A 19118-nucleotide genomic window follows, 5' to 3' on the forward strand; every position below is an offset into this window, starting at 1 on the left:
CCCGACTACTGGGTGAGCCACGTCCGCGACGCCGTCCGCTTCGCCGACGCCGTAAAGGTGTTGGAGTCGCAGGGCGTGACCCGGTTCCTGGAGCTCGGCCCCGACGCGGTGCTCACCGCGATGGGCCGGCAGACCGCCGAGGACGCCGCCTTCATCCCCTCCCTGCGGCGGGAGCGTGCCGAGGCCGCCGCCCTGCTCACGGCCGCCGGGCAGCTTCATGTCCGGGGCGCGGACGTGGACTGGGACGCCGTGTTCGCCGGGCGCGGTGCCCGGCGGGTCGATCTGCCGACGTACGCCTTCCAGCGTGAGCACTACTGGATCACTCCCGAGAACGGTGCGGGCGATGTCGCCTCCGCCGGCCTCGACGCGGCGGACCACCCGCTGCTCGGTGCCGCCGTGACGCTGGCCGACACGGACGGGGTGGTGCTCACCGGGCGGCTGTCGACGGCCGCCCAGCCGTGGCTCGCCGACCATGTGGTGGGCGGCACGGTCCTCTTCCCCGGCACCGGCTTCGTCGAACTCGCCGTGCGCGCCGGCGACCAGGTGGGCTGCGACGTCCTGGAGGAACTCACGCTGGAGGCGCCGCTGGTGCTGCCCGCGCGGGGAGCGGTCCAGGTCCAGGTCGCCGTGGGGGCGGCCGACAGCTCCGGCACCCGCTCGCTGACCGTGCACTCCCGCCCGTCCCCGGACGAGCCGTGGACCCGGCACGCCGCCGGTGTGCTGGCGACCGGCGCGGACCCGGGCCGCTTCGACCTGGCCCAGTGGCCGCCCGCCGGCGCCGAACCCCTCGACGTGGCCGGCCTCTACCCGGACCTGACCGGGCTCGGCCTCCAGTACGGGCCGGTGTTCCAGGGACTCAAGGCGGCCTGGCGGTCCGGCGACACGGTGTACGCGGAGGTCGCGCTGCCCGAGCAGGGCCACAAGGACGCCGAGCGGCTCGGCCTGCACCCGGCCGTTCTGGACGCCGCCCTGCACGCCGTGAGCTTCACCGGGGTCACCGGCGGCCAGGCCGCGCTGCCGTTCGCCTGGTCGGGGGTGACCCTGCACGCGGCGGGGGCCGCCTCCGTACGGGTGCGGCTGACGCCGACCGGGTCGGGCGTCGCCCTGGCCGTCGCCGACGCCGGCGGACGTCCGGTGGCGACCGTCGAGTCGCTGGTGCTGCGGCCCATCTCCGAGGAACAGCTGGCGGCCGCCCGGGCCGGTTTTCACGACGCGCTGTTCCGCGTGGAGTGGGTCCCCGTGCCGGCCGTCGCGTCCGGCGAGCGACCGGAGGCCGCCGTGTTCACCGGCACACCCGGCTCGGACGCCGCGGCGGTGCGGGCGGCGACGGCCGCCGTCCTGGCCGAACTCCAGTCCACCTCCGGCCGGTTGGTGATCGTGACGCGGGGCGCGGTCGCCCTGCCGGGCGAGGACGTCACGGATCTCGCCGGTGCGGCGGTGTGGGGCCTGGTCCGCTCGGCCCAGTCCGAGGACCCGGACCGGTTCGTGCTGGTCGACACCGACGGGGACACCACGGACGCGGCGGCCCTGGCCCTGGCCTCGGGTGAACCGCAGGCCGTCGTGCGCGGCGGCGTGACCCACGCCGCCCGGCTGACCCGCACACCGGTCCCGGACACCGAGCCGGACGCCGCCTTCGACGGCGACGGCACGGTGCTTGTCACCGGCGCCACGGGCACCCTGGGCCGGCTCTTCGCCCGCCACCTGGTCACCGAACACGGCGTGCGCCGCCTGCTGCTGACCAGCCGTCGCGGCGAGGACGCCCCCGGCATGCCGGAACTGGTCGCGGACCTGACCGCTCTGGGTGCCGAGGTCTCCGTCGGCGCCTGCGACGCGGCCGACCGGGAGGCGCTGGCCGCGTTGCTGGACGGCGTGGACGACCTGTCCGCCGTCGTGCACGTGGCCGGCGTCATCGACGACGGCGTGATCGCCTCCCTCACCCCCGAGCGCCTCGACACCGTCATGCGCCCCAAGGTCGACGCGGCCCTGAACCTGCACGAGCTGACCGCCGGCCAGAACCTCACCGCCTTCGTCCTGTTCTCCTCCGGATCCGGAACCCTGGGCGCCCCCGGGCAGGGCAACTACGCGGCCGCCAACGCCTTCCTCGACGCTCTCGCCGCCCACCGCAAGGCCAACGGCCTGCCCGCCCAGTCCCTCGCCTGGGGCCTGTGGGCCGGCGGCATGGCCGGAACCCTCGACGAGAGCGACCGCGACCGCATCTCCCAGGGCGGCATCCACCCCCTCGCCCCCGAGGAGGGCACCGCACTCTTCGACGCCGCCCAGCGCTGCGCCGAACCCACCCTCGTCCCCGCCAAGTTCGACCTGGCCGCGCTGCGGTCCCAGGGCGAACAGCTGCCCGCCCTGTTCCGCACACTCATCCCCACCGCCGCACGGCGCCGCCGCAGCGCCGACGCCCCCAAGGCCGAGACCGGCGCGCTCGCGCAGCGGCTGGCCGCACTGCCGGCGGACGAGCGGCACACGGCGCTGCTCGACGTGGTCCTCAACCGGGCCGCCCTGGTCCTCGGCTTCGCGGACGCCCGCGCGATCGAGCCGGAGCGCGCCTTCCGGGAACTCGGCGTCGACTCCCTGGCCGCGGTCGACCTCCGCAACGGCCTCAACGACGACACCGGGCTGCGCCTGCCCGCCACCCTCGTCTTCGACTACCCCAACCCGGTCGACCTGGCCCGCTACCTCCTGGAGGAGCTCTCGGACCAGCAGACCGACGGCCCGGCGCCCCTTCCGACAGCCGTCGCCACCGACGACGACCCGATCGTGATCGTCGGCATGAGCTGCCGCTACCCGGGCGGCGTGGAGACACCCGAGGACCTGTGGCGGCTGGTCGCCGACGGCGTCGACGCCGTCTCGGAGTTCCCGGCCAACCGGGGCTGGAACATCGACGAGCTCTACGACCCCAACTCCGAGCGCCCCAACACCAGTTACGTCAAGCACGGCGGCTTCCTGCACGACGCCGCCGACTTCGACCCCGGCTTCTTCGGCATCTCCCCGAACGAAGCCCTCGGCATGGACCCGCAGCAGCGGCTCCTGCTGGAAACGTCATGGGAGGCCATCGAGCGGGCCGGCATCGACCCGGCCAACCTCAAGGGCTCCGCCACCGGCGTCTTCGCCGGGATGATGTACCACGACTACGCCGCCAACAGCGGCACCGGCGCCATCGCCTCCGGCCGCGTCTCCTACGTCCTCGGCCTCGAAGGCCCCGCCGTCACCATCGACACGGCGTGCTCGTCATCGCTGGTGGCATTGCATCTGGCGGCACAGGCGCTGCGGTCGGGGGAGTGCTCGCTGGCGCTGGCCGGTGGCGTGGCGGTGATGGCCACGCCGGAGGCGTTCGTGGAGTTCAGCCGCCAGCGCGGGCTTGCCCCCGACGGCCGCTGCAAGTCGTTCGCCGACTCCACCGACGGCACGGCCTGGGGCGAGGGCGTCGGCATGCTCCTGCTGGAACGCCTGTCCGACGCCCGCGCCAACAACCACCCCGTCCTCGCCGTCGTCCGCGGCTCCGCCCTCAACCAGGACGGCGCCAGCAACGGCCTCACCGCCCCCAACGGCCCCTCGCAGCGCCGCGTCATCCGCCAGGCCCTGGCCTCGGCCGGCCTGACCACCCACGACATCGACGCGGTCGAGGCACACGGCACGGGCACGACACTGGGCGACCCGATCGAGGCCCAGGCGCTGCTGGCCACCTACGGTCAGGGCCGCGGCGAGGACCGGCCGCTGTGGCTGGGCTCCATCAAGTCGAACATGGGCCACACCCAGGCGGCCGCCGGTGTCTCGGGGATCATCAAGATGGTCGAGGCGATCCGGCACGGGGTGCTGCCGCCGACCCTGCACGTCGACGAGCCGACGCACCAGGTGGACTGGTCCGAGGGCCATGTCCGGCTGCTGACCGAGTCCCGGCCGTGGCCGGAGACGGGCCGCCCGCGCCGCGCGGGTGTCTCCTCGTTCGGCATCAGCGGCACCAACGCCCACGTCATCATCGAACAGGCCCCCCAGACCCAGACGGCCGCCGAACCGCCCGCGACCGACGACACCCTCCCCGTCCTCCCGTGGCTGCTGTCCGCCAAGACGGACGACGCCCTGCGCGGCCAGGCCGAACGCCTGCGCGCCCACCTGGAGAACAACCCCCACCTGCGCCCCCTCGACATCGGCTACTCCCTCGCCACCGACCGATCGGCCATGGACCGCCGCCTCGCGGTGGTGGGCACGGACCGCGAGGAACTGCTCGCGGGGCTGGCCGCCTTCGTGGAGGGCCGTGCGGCTGCGGGTGTGGTGCGGGGGAGTGTGCGGGGCGTTGGGCGTACGGCGTTCCTGTTCACCGGGCAGGGGGCGCAGCGGATCGGTATGGGCCGGGAGTTGTACGACGCCTTCCCGGTGTTCGCCGAGGCTTTCGACGCCGTGCTGGCCGAGCTGGACGGCCTGCCGCTGCGGGACATCATCTGGGGCGAGGACGCGGAGGCGCTGAACCGTACGGAGTTCACGCAGCCCGCGCTGTTCGCGGTCGAGGTGGCGCTGTTCCGGCTGGTGGAGTCGTGGGGCATCAGGCCCGACTATCTGGCCGGGCACTCCATCGGCGAGTTCGCCGCCGCCCACGTGGCCGGAGTCCTGTCCCTCGCCGACGCCGCCAAGCTGGTCGCCGCGCGCGGCCGTCTGATGCAGGCCCTCCCGGCGGGCGGCGCCATGGCCGCCGTACAAGCCACCGAAGAAGAAGTACGACCGCTCCTGGCCGACGGCGTCGGTATCGCCGCCGTCAACGGCCCCACCGCCGTCGTCGTGTCCGGCGTCGAGGACGAAGTCCTGCGGATCAAGGCGCACTTCGAGGCGGAGGGCCGCAAGAGCACCCGTCTGAAGGTCTCCCACGCCTTCCACTCCCCGCTGATGGAACCGATGCTGGCGGACTTCCGCGACGTGGCCGCCTCGGTTTCGTACGGCGAACCGTCCGTCCCCATCGTCTCCACGCTGACCGGCGAGACGGCCACCGCGACCGACCTCGGCGACCCCGACTACTGGGTGAGCCACGTCCGCGACGCCGTCCGCTTCGCCGACGCCGTAAAGGTGTTGGAGTCGCAGGGCGTGACCCGGTTCCTGGAGCTCGGCCCCGACGCGGTGCTCACCGCGATGGGCCGGCAGTCGGTCGAGGACGCCGCCTTCATCCCCTCCCTGCGCCGCGACCGTGCCGAGGTGACCGAGCTGGTCTCCGCCGTCGCCGGGATCGCTGTCCGGGGCGGCGCGGTGGACTGGGCCCGGTTCTACGACGGCACCGGCGCCGAACGCGTCGACCTGCCGACGTACGCCTTCCAGCGCCAGCGCTACTGGCTCGACGCGCTGGAGTACTGGGCCGACGCCTGGGCGGGCGCGGACACCGGCGGTGTGACCTCCGCGGGACTCGACCGGGCGGCGCACCCGCTGCTGGGCGCGGTGGTGGCGTCACCCGACACCGACGGTGTGGTCTTCACGGGCAGGCTGTCGACGGCGTCCCAGCCCTGGCTGGCCGATCACGCGGTGGGCGGCACGGTCCTCTTCCCCGGCACCGGCCTGGTCGAGCTGGCGATCGCCGCCGGTGACCAGGTGGGCTGCGACCGGCTGGAGGAACTGACGCTGGAGGTGCCGCTGGTGCTGCCGGAGCGCGGCGGCGCCGCCGTACAGGTGGTGGTCGGCGCGGCCGGCGACGACGGTGCGCGCTCGGTGAGCGTGTACACCCGCACCGACGACGAGGAGCAGTCCTGGACGCGCCACGCCACCGGTGTGCTCGCCCCCGGTACGCCCGGCGCCTCCTTCGACCTCGCGCAGTGGCCGCCGCCCGGTGCCGAGGCCGTCGACCTGACGGGCCTGTACGACGCCCTGGCCGAGGCCGGTCTGGAGTACGGGCCGGTGTTCCAGGGGCTCACGGCAGCCTGGCGGTCCGCCGACGGTGACGTCTTCGCCGAGGTGAGCCTGCCCGCAGACACGGATGTCGACGGTTTTGGGGTGCATCCGGCGCTGCTGGACGCCTGCCTGCACGCGACCGGGCTGCTGGAGGGCGGCGCCGAGTCGGCGCGGCTGCCGTTCGCGTGGAGCGGTGTCTCGCTGTACGCCACGGGCGCCGCTCGGGTCCGGGTGCGCGTCGCCCGTACCGCTCACGAGGGGGTCGCGCTGGACGTGGCCGACGAGCAGGGCCGTCCGGTGGCCTCGGTCGGCTCGCTCGCGCTGCGGGAGATCTCGGCGGATCAGCTGGCGGCGGCATCGACGGGGCCGGCGTTCCACGAGTCGCTGTTCCAGCTGGAGTGGACGCGGCTGCCCGCGGCGCCGGGCGCGCTGCCCGGTGACGCGGTGCTGCTGCGCAGTGAGCCGGGCACGGACGCGGACGCGGTGCGGGCGGCCGTCCACCGCGCGCTGGCCGAACTCCAGTCCACCTCCGGCCGGTTGGTGGTCGTCACCCGGGGTGCGGTCGCGCTGCCGGGGGAGGACGTCACCGATCTCGCCGGTGCGGCGGTGTGGGGTCTGGTGCGCTCGGCCCAGTCCGAGGACCCGGACCGCTTCACCCTGATCGACACCGACGACGACAGTGAGCAGGCCATCGGCGCGGCGCTGGCCTCGGGCGAACCGCAGATCGTCGTACGCGAGGGTGTGGCCTACGGCGCCCGCCTCGTGCGCACGCCGGTGTCGGACGCCGGGCCCGGCTCGGTCTTCGGCGGCCAGGGCACGGTGCTGGTGACCGGTGCCACGGGCACGCTGGGCGGCCTGTTCGCCCGGCACCTGGTGGCCGAACGCGGTGTGCGGCGCCTGCTGTTGACGAGCCGTCGCGGCGAGCAGGCCCCGGGGATGCCGGAACTGGTCGCGGACCTGACGGCGTTGGGTGCTGAGGTGTCCGTCGGTGCGTGTGACGCGGCCGACCGGGAGGCGCTGGCCGCGTTGCTGGACGGCGTGGACGACCTGTCCGCCGTCGTGCATGTGGCCGGCGTCATCGACGACGGCGTGATCGCCTCCCTCACCCCCGAGCGCCTCGACACCGTCATGCGCCCGAAGGTGGACGCGGCGCTGAACCTGCACGAGCTGACCGCCGGCCAGAAGCTCACCGCCTTCGTGCTGTTCTCCTCGGCGGCCGGAACCCTGGGCAACCCGGGCCAGGGCAACTACGCGGCGGCCAACGCGTTCCTGGACGCCCTGGCCGCGCATCGCACGGCGAACGGTCTGCCCGCGCAGTCCCTGGCGTGGGGTCTGTGGGCGGGCGGTATGGCCGGTGAGCTGGGCCAGGCCGACATCGACCGCATGAACAGCACCGGCGTGCACGCGTTCACCCCCGAACAGGGCCTGGCCCTGTTCGACACCGCGGGCACCCTCGCCGCGCCCGCCCTGATGCCGATCAAACTGGACGTCAAGGCACTCGGCGCCGGCCCCGGTGAGCTGCCCGAGCTCTTCCGCAGCCTGGTGCGCCGCCCGGCCCGCAGGACGGTCAGCGGTGCGGCGGCCGGCCCAGCGGCCTCGGACCTGACCCGGCGGCTGGCCGGACTGGCCCCCGAGGCGCAGGAGGCGGAGCTGCTCGGCCTGGTCCGTGCCACCGCCGCGGCGACCCTCGGGCACGCCGGACCGGAGGCGATCGACCCCGAACAGGCCTTCAGCGAGCTGGGCTTCGACTCGCTCAGCGCGGTCGAGTTCCGCAACGGCCTTGGCGAGATGGTCGGCAGGCGGCTGCCCGCCACCCTCGTCTTCGACTACCCGACCCCGGCCGTACTCGCCCGGCACCTCACCCAGGAGATCACGGGCACGTCCGACGAAGGCGCCGCCACGGCACCGACCCTGGCCGCGGCCGACGGCGACCCGATCGTGATCGTCGGCATGAGCTGCCGCTACCCGGGCGGGGTGGAGACACCGGAGGACCTGTGGCGGCTGGTAGCCGACGGCGTCGACGCGGTGTCGGAGTTCCCGGTCAACCGGGGCTGGAACATCGATGAGCTCTACGACCCCAACTCCGAGCGCCCGAACACCAGTTACGTCAAGCACGGCGGCTTCCTGCACGACGCGGGCGACTTCGACCCCGACTTCTTCGGGATCAGCCCCAACGAGGCGCTGGCCATCGACCCGCAGCAGCGGCTGCTGCTGGAAACGTCGTGGGAGGCGATCGAGCGGGCCGGCATCGACCCGGCGAACCTGAAGGGGTCGGCCACCGGCGTCTTCGCCGGGATGATGTACCACGACTACCAGGACAACACGAACACCGGCTCCGTGGCCTCGGGCCGGGTGTCCTACGTCTTCGGCCTCGAAGGCCCCTCGGTGACCGTCGACACGGCGTGCTCGTCGTCGTTGGTGGCGTTGCATCTGGCGGCGCAGGCGCTGCGGTCGGGGGAGTGCTCGCTGGCGCTGGCCGGTGGTGTGGCGGTGATGGCGACGCCGGAGGCGTTCGTGGAGTTCAGCCGCCAGCGCGGGCTTGCCCCCGACGGCCGCTGCAAGTCGTTCGCTGACTCCACGGACGGCACGGCGTGGGGTGAGGGCGTCGGCATGCTTCTGCTGGAGCGCCTGTCGGATGCCCGCGCCAAGGGCCACCCGGTCCTCGCTGTGGTGCGCGGCTCGGCCGTCAACCAGGACGGCGCGAGCAACGGCCTGACCGCCCCGAACGGCCCCTCGCAGCGCCGCGTCATCCGCCAGGCGCTGGCCAGCGCGCAGTTGGCGCCGGATCACATCGACGCGGTGGAGGCGCACGGCACGGGCACGACGCTGGGCGACCCGATCGAGGCGCAGGCGCTGCTGGCCACCTACGGCAAGGAACGCCCCGCCGACCAGCCCCTGTGGCTGGGCTCGATCAAGTCGAACATGGGCCACACGCAGGCGGCGGCGGGTGTCTCGGGGATCATCAAGATGGTCGAGGCGATCCGGCACGGGGTGCTGCCGCCGACGCTGCACGTGGACGAGCCGACGCACCAGGTGGACTGGGAAGCCGGTCACGTCCGGCTGCTGACCGAGTCCCGGCCGTGGCCGGAGACCGGGCGTCCGCGGCGCGCGGGTGTGTCGTCCTTCGGCATCAGCGGCACCAACGCCCACGTCATCATCGAACAGGCCCCCGAAACCCAGACGGCCGCCGAACCGCAGGATCCGGCCACCGCGCCGGCTCCCGGCGCGGTCCTCTGGCCGCTCTCCGGCAAGACCCCCGAGGCACTCCGCGACCAGGCCGAGCGCCTGCGGACGTACGTGGAGAACGCTCCTGACCTGAGCCCCCTCGACATCGGCTACTCCCTCGCCACCCGGCGTACCGCCCTGGACTTCCGGGCGGCTGTGGTGGGCGCGGACCGCGAGGAACTGCTCGCGGGGCTGGCGGCGCTGGCCGAGGGCCGTGCGGCTGCGGGTGTGATGCGGGGGAGCGTGCGGGGCGTTGGACGTACGGCGTTCCTGTTCACCGGCCAGGGGGCGCAACGGCTGGGTATGGGGCGGGAGTTGTATGAGGCGTTCCCGGTGTTCGCGGAGGCTTTCGATGCGGTGCTGGCCGAGCTGGACGGCCTGCCGCTGCGGGAGGTGATGTGGGGCGAGGACGCCGAGCGGCTGAACCGTACCGAGTTCACGCAGCCCGCCCTGTTCGCGATCGAGGTGGCGTTGTTCCGGCTGGTGGAGTCGTGGGGGATCAGGCCCGACTATCTGGCCGGGCACTCGATCGGCGAGTTCGCCGCCGCACACGTGGCCGGAGTCTTGACTCTGGCGGATGCCGCGAAGCTCGTGGTGGCGCGTGGCCGTCTGATGCAGGCCCTGCCGGCGGGCGGCGCCATGGCCGCCGTACAAGCCACCGAAGACGAGGTACGTCCGCTGCTGGCCGAGGGCGTGGGCATCGCCGCCGTCAACGGCCCCACCGCTGTCGTCGTCTCCGGCGTCGAGGACGAAGTCCTGCGCATCAAGGCGCACTTCGAGGCGGAGGGCCGCAAGACCACCCGCCTGAAGGTCTCCCACGCCTTCCACTCCCCGCTGATGGAACCGATGCTCGACGACTTCCGCGCCGTGGCGCAGGAGCTGTCCTACGGCGAACCGACCATCCCGATCATCTCCACCCTCACCGGCACGCTTGCCAGCGGTGATGAGCTGGGTGACCCGGAGTACTGGGTCCGCCACGTCCGCGAAGCGGTCCGGTTCGCCGACGCCGTACGGGTGTTGGAGTCGGCCGGGGCCGGCACGTTCGTCGAACTCGGCCCGGACGGGGTGCTCACCGCGATGGCGCAGCAGTCGGTCGAGTCGGAGACGGCGGTCTTGGCCGCCGCGCTCCGCAAGGACCGCGCCGAAACCGCGTCCGTCATCGGCACCATGGGCCGTCTGTATGCCGCCGGGATCGCGCCCGACTGGGCCGCCTTCTACGCCGGTACCGGCGCCCTCCCGGTCGACGGCCTGCCCACGTACGCCTTCCAGCGCAGCACGTACTGGCTGGAGAGCACACCCGAGACGGGCTCGGCGCTCTCCTCGATGGGCATCGGCTCCTCCGGACACGCCCTGCTGGGCGCGGCGGTGCCGTTGGCCGACACGGACGGGGTGGTGCTGACGGGCCGGCTGTCGACGGCGTCCCAGCCCTGGCTGGCCGATCACGCGGTGGGCGGCACGGTCCTCTTCCCCGGCACCGGCCTGGTCGAGCTGGCGATCCGCGCCGGCGACGAGGTCGGCTGCGCGGCGCTGGACGAACTGACGCTGGAGGCACCGCTGGTGCTGCCCGAACAGGGCGGCGTCCAGGTCCAGGTGTCCGTCGGGGCACCCTCGGACTCGGGGGCCCGGCCGGTGAGCGTCCACTCGCGCACCGAGGACGCCGACGAGCCCTGGCTGCGCCACGCCGTCGGACTCCTCGCCCCGGTCACCGACCAGCCGTCGGCCGACCTGTCGGTGTGGCCGCCGCGGGGTGCGTCCGAGGTGGATGTGGAGGGGTTGTACGAGGGGCTGGCGGAGGCTGGTCTGGAGTACGGGCCGGTGTTCCAGGGGCTGACGGCCGCCTGGCGCTCGGGTGACGACGTGTTCGCCGAGGTGTGCCTGCCCGAGGACACGGATGTCGACGGCTTTGGGGTGCATCCGGCGCTGCTGGACGCCTGCCTGCACGCCATCGGGCTGCGGGAGAGCGGGGACGAGCGGTCGGCGCGGCTGCCGTTCGCGTGGACCGGCGTCTCCTTCCACGCCTCGGGCGCCACCCGGGTGCGGCTGAAGCTCACCGCGGCGGGGGAGGAGGCGGTCTCGCTGACCGTCGCGGACGGTGAGGGTCGTCCGGTGGCGTCGGTGGGGTCGCTCGCGCTGCGGGAGATCTCGGCGGATCAGCTGGCGGCGGCTTCGACGGGGTCGGCGTTCCACGAGTCGCTGTTCCAGCTGGAGTGGACGCGGCTGCCCGCTGCGTCGGGTTCGGTGCCCGCCGAGGTGACCGTGCTGCGCTGCGAGCCGGGCACGGACGCGGACGCGGTACGCGCGGCCGTCCATCGCATGCTGGCCGAACTGCAGTCCGCCGAGGGCCGGTTGGCGATCGTCACGCGGGGTGCGGTCGCGCTGCCGGGGGAGGACGTCACCGATCTCGCCGGTGCGGCGGTGTGGGGCCTGGTCCGCTCGGCCCAGTCCGAGGATGCGGACCGGTTCGTGCTGGTCGACACCGACGGGGACACCACGGACGCGTTGGCCCTGGCGCTGGCCTCGGGCGAACCGCAGGTCGTGGTGCGCGGCGGGGCCGCTTACGGCGCCCGCCTGGCCCGTACACCGGTGGAGCCCACCGAATCCGAGCCGACGTCGCTCTTCGGCGGCGAGGGCACGGTGCTGGTGACCGGTGCCACGGGCACCCTGGGCGGCCTGTTCGCCCGGCACTTGGTCACCGAACGCGGTGTGCGGCGCCTGCTGTTGACGAGCCGTCGGGGCGAGCAGGCCCCGGGGATGCCGGAACTGGTCGCGGAGCTGGCCGGTCTGGGTGCCGAGGTGTCGGTGGGCGCCTGTGACGCGGCCGACCGGGAGGCGCTGGCCGCGCTGCTGGACGGCGTGGACGACCTGTCCGCCGTCGTGCATGTGGCCGGCGTCCTGGACGACGGCGTGATCTCCTCCCTCACCCCGGAGCGTCTGGACACGGTGTTGCGTCCGAAGGTGGACGCGGCGCTGAACCTGCATGAGCTGACGGCGGACAAGAAGCTCACCGCGTTCGTGCTGTTCTCCTCGGCGGCGGGTGTGTTCGGTAACCCGGGGCAGGGCAACTACGCGGCGGCCAACGCGTTCCTGGACGCGCTGGCGGCGCACCGCAGGGCGAACGGTCTGCCCGCGCAGTCCCTGGCGTGGGGTCTGTGGGCGGGCGGTATGGCCGGTGAGCTGGGCCAGGCGGACATCGACCGGATGAACAGCACCGGCGTGCACGCGTTCACCCCCGAACAGGGCCTGGCCCTGTTCGACACGGCGGGCACCCTGGAAGCCCCCGCGCTGGTCCCGATCAAGCTGGATCTGAAGGCGCTGCGTGCGGCCGGAGCCGGCCTGCCGCCCCTGTTCCGGGGCCTGGTCCGCACCACCACCCGCCGCACCGCCGGTGCGGGCGGCGGGGCCTCGGCCGCGGTGCTCAGGCAGCGGCTCGCCGGCCTCCCGGCGGAGGAGCAGGAGGCCCTGCTGCTGCAGACGGTCCGCGGGCACGCCGCGGCGATCCTCGGGCACGCGGGCGCCGACGCGATCGACGCGGACCGGGCCTTCAGCGAGCTGGGCTTCGACTCGCTCAGCGCGGTGGAGTTCCGCAACCTGCTCAACAGCGTCAGCGGACTGCGCCTGCCGCCCACGCTCGTCTTCGACTATCCGAACGCCAGGGCGCTGGCGGACCACATCCGAGCGGAGCTCGTCCCGGACTCGGGCGGCGACGGCCATGGTGTGGCTTCGGGCGAGGGGGAGATCCGTGCGGTCCTGCAGTCGATCCCGCTCAGCAGGCTGCGGGACGCGGGTCTGCTCGACGCCCTGCTCGAACTCGGCGGAATCAGCGACACGCGGACCGAACCCGACGAGGCCGAAGAGGCCTGGGAGGGCTCGATCGACGACATGGACGCGGAAAGCCTCATCAGCCTGGCGCTCGGCGGCGGGGAAGCGGGAGAACTGTCATGACCGGCTCTGACCAGAAGAAACTCGTCGACGCGCTCCGGTCGGCGCTGAAAGAGACCGAGCGGCTGCGCGCACAGAACAAGAAGCTCACCGCCACACTCCGCGAACCCATCGCCATCATCGGCATGAGCTGCCGCTATCCCGGCGGCGTGGAGACGCCGGAGGACCTGTGGCGGCTGGTCGCCGACGGCGTGGACGCGGTGACGCAATTCCCCGCCGACCGCGGCTGGGACGCCGACCAGCTCTTCGACCCCGAGGGGCAGCGCCCCAACACGACGTATGTGCGCGAGGGCGGCTTCCTGCACGACGCCGCCGCATTCGACCCCTCCCTGTTCGGCATCTCCCCGAACGAGGCGCTGATCATGGACCCGCAGCAGCGGCTGCTGCTGGAGACCGCGTGGGAGGCGATCGAGCGGGCCGGCATCGACCCGACCGCGCTGAAGGGGTCGGCCACCGGCGTCTTCGCCGGGATGATGTACCACGACTACGCCGCCAACGCGAACACCGGCTCGATAGCCTCCGGCCGCGTCTCCTACGCACTCGGCCTCGAAGGCCCGTCGGTGACGATGGACACGGCGTGCTCGTCCTCCCTCGTCGCGCTCAACTCCGCGGTCCAGGCGCTGCGTTCGGGCGACTGCACCCTCGCGCTGGTCGGCGGCGTCTGTGTGATGGCGACGCCGGAGACCTTCGTGGAGTTCAGCCGGCAGCGCGGCCTCTCGCGCAGCGGCCGCTGCAAGTCCTTCGCCGCGGCCGCGGACGGCACGGCCTGGGGCGAGGGCGCGGGCATGCTGCTCGTCGAGCGCCTGTCGGACGCCCACGCCAACAACCACCCCGTCCTCGCGATCGTCCGGGGCATCGCCGTCAACCAGGACGGCGCGAGCAACGGCCTGACCGCCCCCAACGGCCCCTCGCAGCGCCGCGTCATCCGCCAGGCGCTGGCCAGCGCGCAGTTGGCGCCGGATCACATCGACGCGGTGGAGGCGCACGGCACGGGCACGACGCTGGGCGACCCGATCGAGGCGCAGGCGCTGCTGGCCACCTACGGCAAGGAACGCCCCGCCGACCAGCCCCTGTGGCTGGGCTCCATCAAGTCGAACATGGGCCACACGCAGGCGGCCGCCGGTGTCTCGGGGATCATCAAGATGGTCGAGGCGATCCGGCACGGGGTGCTGCCGCCGACGCTGCACGTGGACGAGCCGACGCACCAGGTGGACTGGGAAGCCGGTCACGTCCGGCTGCTGACCGAGTCCCGGCCGTGGCCGGAGACCGGCCGTCCGCGGCGCGCGGGTGTGTCGTCCTTCGGCATCAGCGGCACCAACGCCCACGTCATCATCGAACAGGCCCCCGAGCCCGAAACCGAGCCGCCCACGACCGAGGCCACCCTCCCCGTCGTCCCGCTCCTCCTGTCCGCCAAGACGGAACAAGCCCTGCACGGCCAGGCCGAACGCCTCAGGACCCACCTCGCATCCCACCCCGACCTCCGCCCCCTCGACACCGCGTACTCCCTCACCGCCACCCGCACCGCCCTGGACTTCCGGGCCGGAGTGGTGGGCGCGGACCGCGAGGAGCTGCTGACCGGCCTGGCGGCGCTGGCCGAGGGCCGTGCGGCTGCGGGTGTGGTGCGGGGGAGCGTGCGGGGCGTTGGACGTACGGCGTTCTTGTTCACCGGGCAGGGGGCGCAACGGCTGGGTATGGGGCGGGAGTTGTATGAGGCGTTCCCGGTGTTCGCGGAGGCTTTCGATGCGGTGCTGGCCGAGCTGGACGGCCTGCCGCTGCGGGACATCATTTGGGGCGAGGACGGCGAGGCGCTGAACCGCACCGAGTTCACCCAGCCCGCCTTGTTCGCCATCGAGGTCGCCCTGTTCCGGCTGGTGGAGTCGTGGGGGATCAGGCCCGACTATCTGGCCGGGCACTCCATCGGCGAGTTCGCCGCCGCGCACGTGGCCGGGGTCCTGTCCCTCGCGGACGCCGCGAAGCTGGTCGCCGCGCGCGGCAAGCTGATGCAGGCGCTGCCGGCGGGCGGCGCCATGGCCGCGCTCCAGGCCACCGAGGACGAGGTACGTCCGCTGCTGGCCGAGGGCGTGGGCATCGCCGCCGTCAACGGCCCCGCCGCCGTCGTCGTCTCCGGCGTCGAGGACGAAGTCCTGCGGATCAAGGCGCACTTCGAGGCGGAGGGCCGCAAGACGACCCGTCTGAAGGTCTCGCACGCCTTCCACTCCCCGCTGATGGAACCGATGCTCGACGACTTCCGCGCCGTGGCCGCCTCGATTTCGTACGGCGAACCGGCCGTCCCCATCGTCTCGACGCTGACCGGCACGCTCGCCGCCGCAACCGACCTCGCCGACCCCGACTACTGGGTGAGCCACGTCCGCGAAGCCGTCCGCTTCGCCGACGCCGTCCGCACCCTCGACGCCTCCGGCGCCACCACCTACCTCGAACTCGGCCCCGACGCCGTCCTGACCGCAATGGGCCGGCAGACCGTCGAGGACGCCGCCTTCATCCCGGCCCTGCGCCGCGACCGCGCCGAGGTGACCGAGCTGGTCTCCGCCGTCGCCGGGATCGCTGTCCGGGGCGGCACGGTGGACTGGGCCCGGTTCTACGACGGCACCGGCGCCGAACGCGTCGACCTGCCGACGTACGCCTTCCAGCGCCAGCGCTACTGGTTCCACACCATGGACTACCTGGCCGAGTCCTGGATCGCCGCCGACCTGGGCGGCGTCACCGAGGCCGGTCTGGATCCGGCGGGTCATCCCCTGCTGGGCGCGGCGGTGCCGTTGGCCGACACGGACGGGGTGGTGCTGACGGGCCGGCTGTCGACGGCGTCCCAGCCCTGGCTGGCCGATCACGCGGTGGGCGGCACGGTCCTCTTCCCCGGCACCGGCCTGGTCGAGCTCGTGATCGCCGCGGGCGACCGGGTCGGCTGCGACCGGCTCGAGGAACTCACCCTGCAGGCCCCGCTGGTGCTGCCGGAGGACGGCGGCGCCGTCGTGCACGTCGTCGTGGACGAGCCGGACGAGTCCGGTGGCCGTCGCGCGGTGCGCGTGTACACCCGTGGCGAGGACGCCGACGACGTCCAGTGGACCCTCCACGCGATCGGCGCACTGGCCCAGAACACCGCCGCGGACCCGGGCACCTTCGACCTGTCGGTGTGGCCGCCGCGGGGTGCGTCCGAGGTGGATGTGGAGGGGTTGTACGAGGGGCTGGCGGAGGCTGGTCTGGAGTACGGGCCGGTGTTCCAGGGGCTCACGGCCGCCTGGCGGTCCGCCGACGGTGACGTCTTCGCCGAGGTGAGCCTGCCCGCAGACACGGATGTCGACGGTTTTGGGGTGCATCCGGCGCTGCTGGACGCCTGCCTGCACGCCATCGGGCTGCGGGAGAGCGGGGAGGACCGTACAGCCCGCCTGCCGTTCGCGTGGACCGGCGTGTCCTTCCACGCCTCGGGCGCCACCCGGGTCCGGCTGCGCCTGTCTTCGGCCGGCACCGACGGTGTGGCCTTGCAGGTCGCCGACGGCGAGGGCCGTCCGGTGGCCTCGGTCGGCTCGCTCGCGCTGCGGGAGATCTCGGCGGATCAGCTGGCGGCGGCATCGACGGGTTCGGCGTTCCACGAGTCGTTGTTCCAGCTGGAGTGGACGCGGCTGCCCGCTGCGCCGGGTTCGGTGCCCGCCGAGGTGACCGTGCTGCGCTGCGAGCCGGGCACGGACGCGGACGCGGTACGCGCGGCCGTCCATCGCATGCTGGCCGAACTGCAGTCCGCCGAGGGCCGGTTGGTGGTCGTCACGCGGGGTGCGGTCGCGCTGCCGGGGGAGGACGTCACCGATCTCGCCGGTGCGGCCGTGTGGGGTCTGGTGCGCTCGGCCCAGTCCGAGGACCCGGACCGCTTCACCCTGGTCGACACCGACGACGACAGTGAGCAGGCCATCGGCGCGGCGCTGGCCTCGGGCGAACCGCAGATCGTCGTACGCGAGGGTGTGGCCTACGGCGCCCGCCTGGCCCGCACCCCGGCGCCTGCCTCCCCCGAGACGCAGCCGCAGTTCACGAGCCAGGGCACGGTGCTGGTGACCGGCGCCACGGGCACCCTGGGCGGGTTGTTCGCCCGGCACCTGGTCACCGAACGCGGTGTGCGGCGCCTGCTGCTGACGAGCCGTCGCGGCGAGCAGGCCCCCGGCATGCCGGAACTGGTCGCGGACCTGACCGCTCTGGGTGCCGAGGTGTCGGTGGGCGCCTGCGACGCGGCCGACCGGGAGGCGCTGGCCGCGCTGCTGGACGACGTGGACGACCTGTCCGCCGTCGTGCATGTGGCCGGCGTCCTGGACGACGGCGTGATCTCCTCCCTCACCCCGGAGCGTCTGGACACGGTGTTGCGTCCGAAGGTGGACGCGGCGCTGAACCTGCATGAGCTGACGGCGGACAAGAAGCTCACCGCGTTCGTGCTGTTCTCCTCGGCGGCGGGTGTGTTCGGTAACCCGGGCCAGGGCAACTATGCGGCGGCCAACACGTTCCTGGACGCCCTGGCCGCGCATCGCACGGCGAACGGCCTGCCCGCGCAGTCCCTGGCCTGGGGCCTGTGGGCGGGCGGCATGGCCGGTGAACTGAGCCAGGCCGACATCGACCGCATGAACAGCACCGGCGTCCACGCGTTCACCCCCGAACAGGGCCTGGCCCTGTTCGACACCGCGGGCACCCTCGCCGCCCCCGCCCTCGTCCCGATCAAGCTGGATCTGAAGGCGCTGCGTGCGGCCGGAGCCGGCCTGCCGCCCCTGTTCCGGGGCCTGGTCCGCACCACCACCCGCCGCACCACCGGTGCCAAGGCCGATTCGGGCGCCCTGCGCAGGAAGCTGGCGGGGCTCGAAGCGGACGAGCGGGAGCGGGCGCTGCTGGAGCTGGTGATGGAGACCGCGGCCGCCGTGCTCGGGCACAGCAGCACCGACGCCATCGACCCGGAGAAGGACTTCCTGGAGGCCGGCGTCGACTCGCTCAGCGCCATGGAGCTGCGCGGCAGACTGAACACGGCCACCGGCCTGGACCTGCCGCCCATGGCGGTGTTCGACAGCAAGACCCCGTCGGGCTTGGCGGGCCGGCTGGCCGAGGCCGTTCTCGCCGCCGGGGACGACGGGCCCGCCGCCCGCACCGACGGCCATGGCGCCGCGGCCGAGGACACGGTCAGCGGCCTGTTCCGCAACACCGTCCTCGCCGGGCAGACCACCAAGGCGTTCAACCTGCTGCGCGCGGTCGCCGACCTGCGGCCCACCTTCGAGTCGTACGAGGAACTGGCCGCCCCGCTGCGGCCGGTGAAGCTGGCCGACGGGCCCGCCCGGCCGCGGCTGATCTGCCTGAGCACGCCCATGGCGACCGGGGGAGTGCACCAGCACGCCCGGCTGGCCGCGCACTTCAGGGACGTCCGGTACGTGGCCACGCTGCCGTCGCCCGGCTTCACGCGCGGCGAGCAGCTGCCGGGCTCCGTCGACGTGCTGACCTCGGCGCTGGCCCGGGCCGTGCTGGACGCGGCCGAGGGCGAGCCGTTCGTCCTGTTCGGCTACTCCTCCGGCGGGATCCTCGCCTACGGCACGGCGGCCCGGCTGGAGTCGGAGTTCGCCGCCCCGGCGGCCGGCGTGGTCCTGGTGGACACCTACCGGGTCACCCAGGAGGCGGGCGGCGGAATGCAGGCCAAGGTGTTCGAGCAGATGTCGGCCGCCCTGGTCGACCGCGACGACCAGTTCGGGCTCTTCGACACCACCGGGCCCAGCGGGAGCTGTCCGCGATGCGGGCCTACTTCGACCTGCTGCCGCAGTTCCCGCTGGGCCCGGTCGCCGCGCCCGTGCTGTTCGTCGGCGCCGACCGCACCTTCCTGTCCGACGGCGACGACCCCGCGGGGGCGGCCGCCGGCGACGGATGGCAGGCCCGGCCCTGGCACACGGAGCACACCTACCGGCCGGTGCCCGCCACTCACTTCACCATCGTCGAGGAGGACGCGCAGCACACCGCCCGGACCGTGGAGGAGTGGATCTCAGGGGTGCGTTAGGGGCGGTGCGCGCGGTCCCGCCCCGCCTACGGTCGCAAGAGTGCCCAGAACTGGCTGAGAG

General features: G+C 73.5%; 2 protein-coding genes. Both read left to right on the forward strand.

The features are described from left to right. On the forward strand, window positions 1-13041 hold a 13041-nt coding region (locus ACTWQO_RS40160; RefSeq protein WP_443242312.1), incomplete at its 5' end, for an SDR family NAD(P)-dependent oxidoreductase. Between the two features lie 44 nt (window positions 13042-13085). Then, entirely contained in the window at window positions 13086-19115 is a 6030-nt protein-coding gene (locus ACTWQO_RS40165) for an SDR family NAD(P)-dependent oxidoreductase (RefSeq protein ID WP_443242343.1), read from the forward strand. Window positions 19116-19118 lie beyond the last annotated feature (3 nt).

The sequence above is a fragment of the Streptomyces sp. 4N124 genome (assembly GCF_052245395.1).
Classification (GTDB): Bacteria; Actinomycetota; Actinomycetes; order Streptomycetales; family Streptomycetaceae; genus Streptomyces.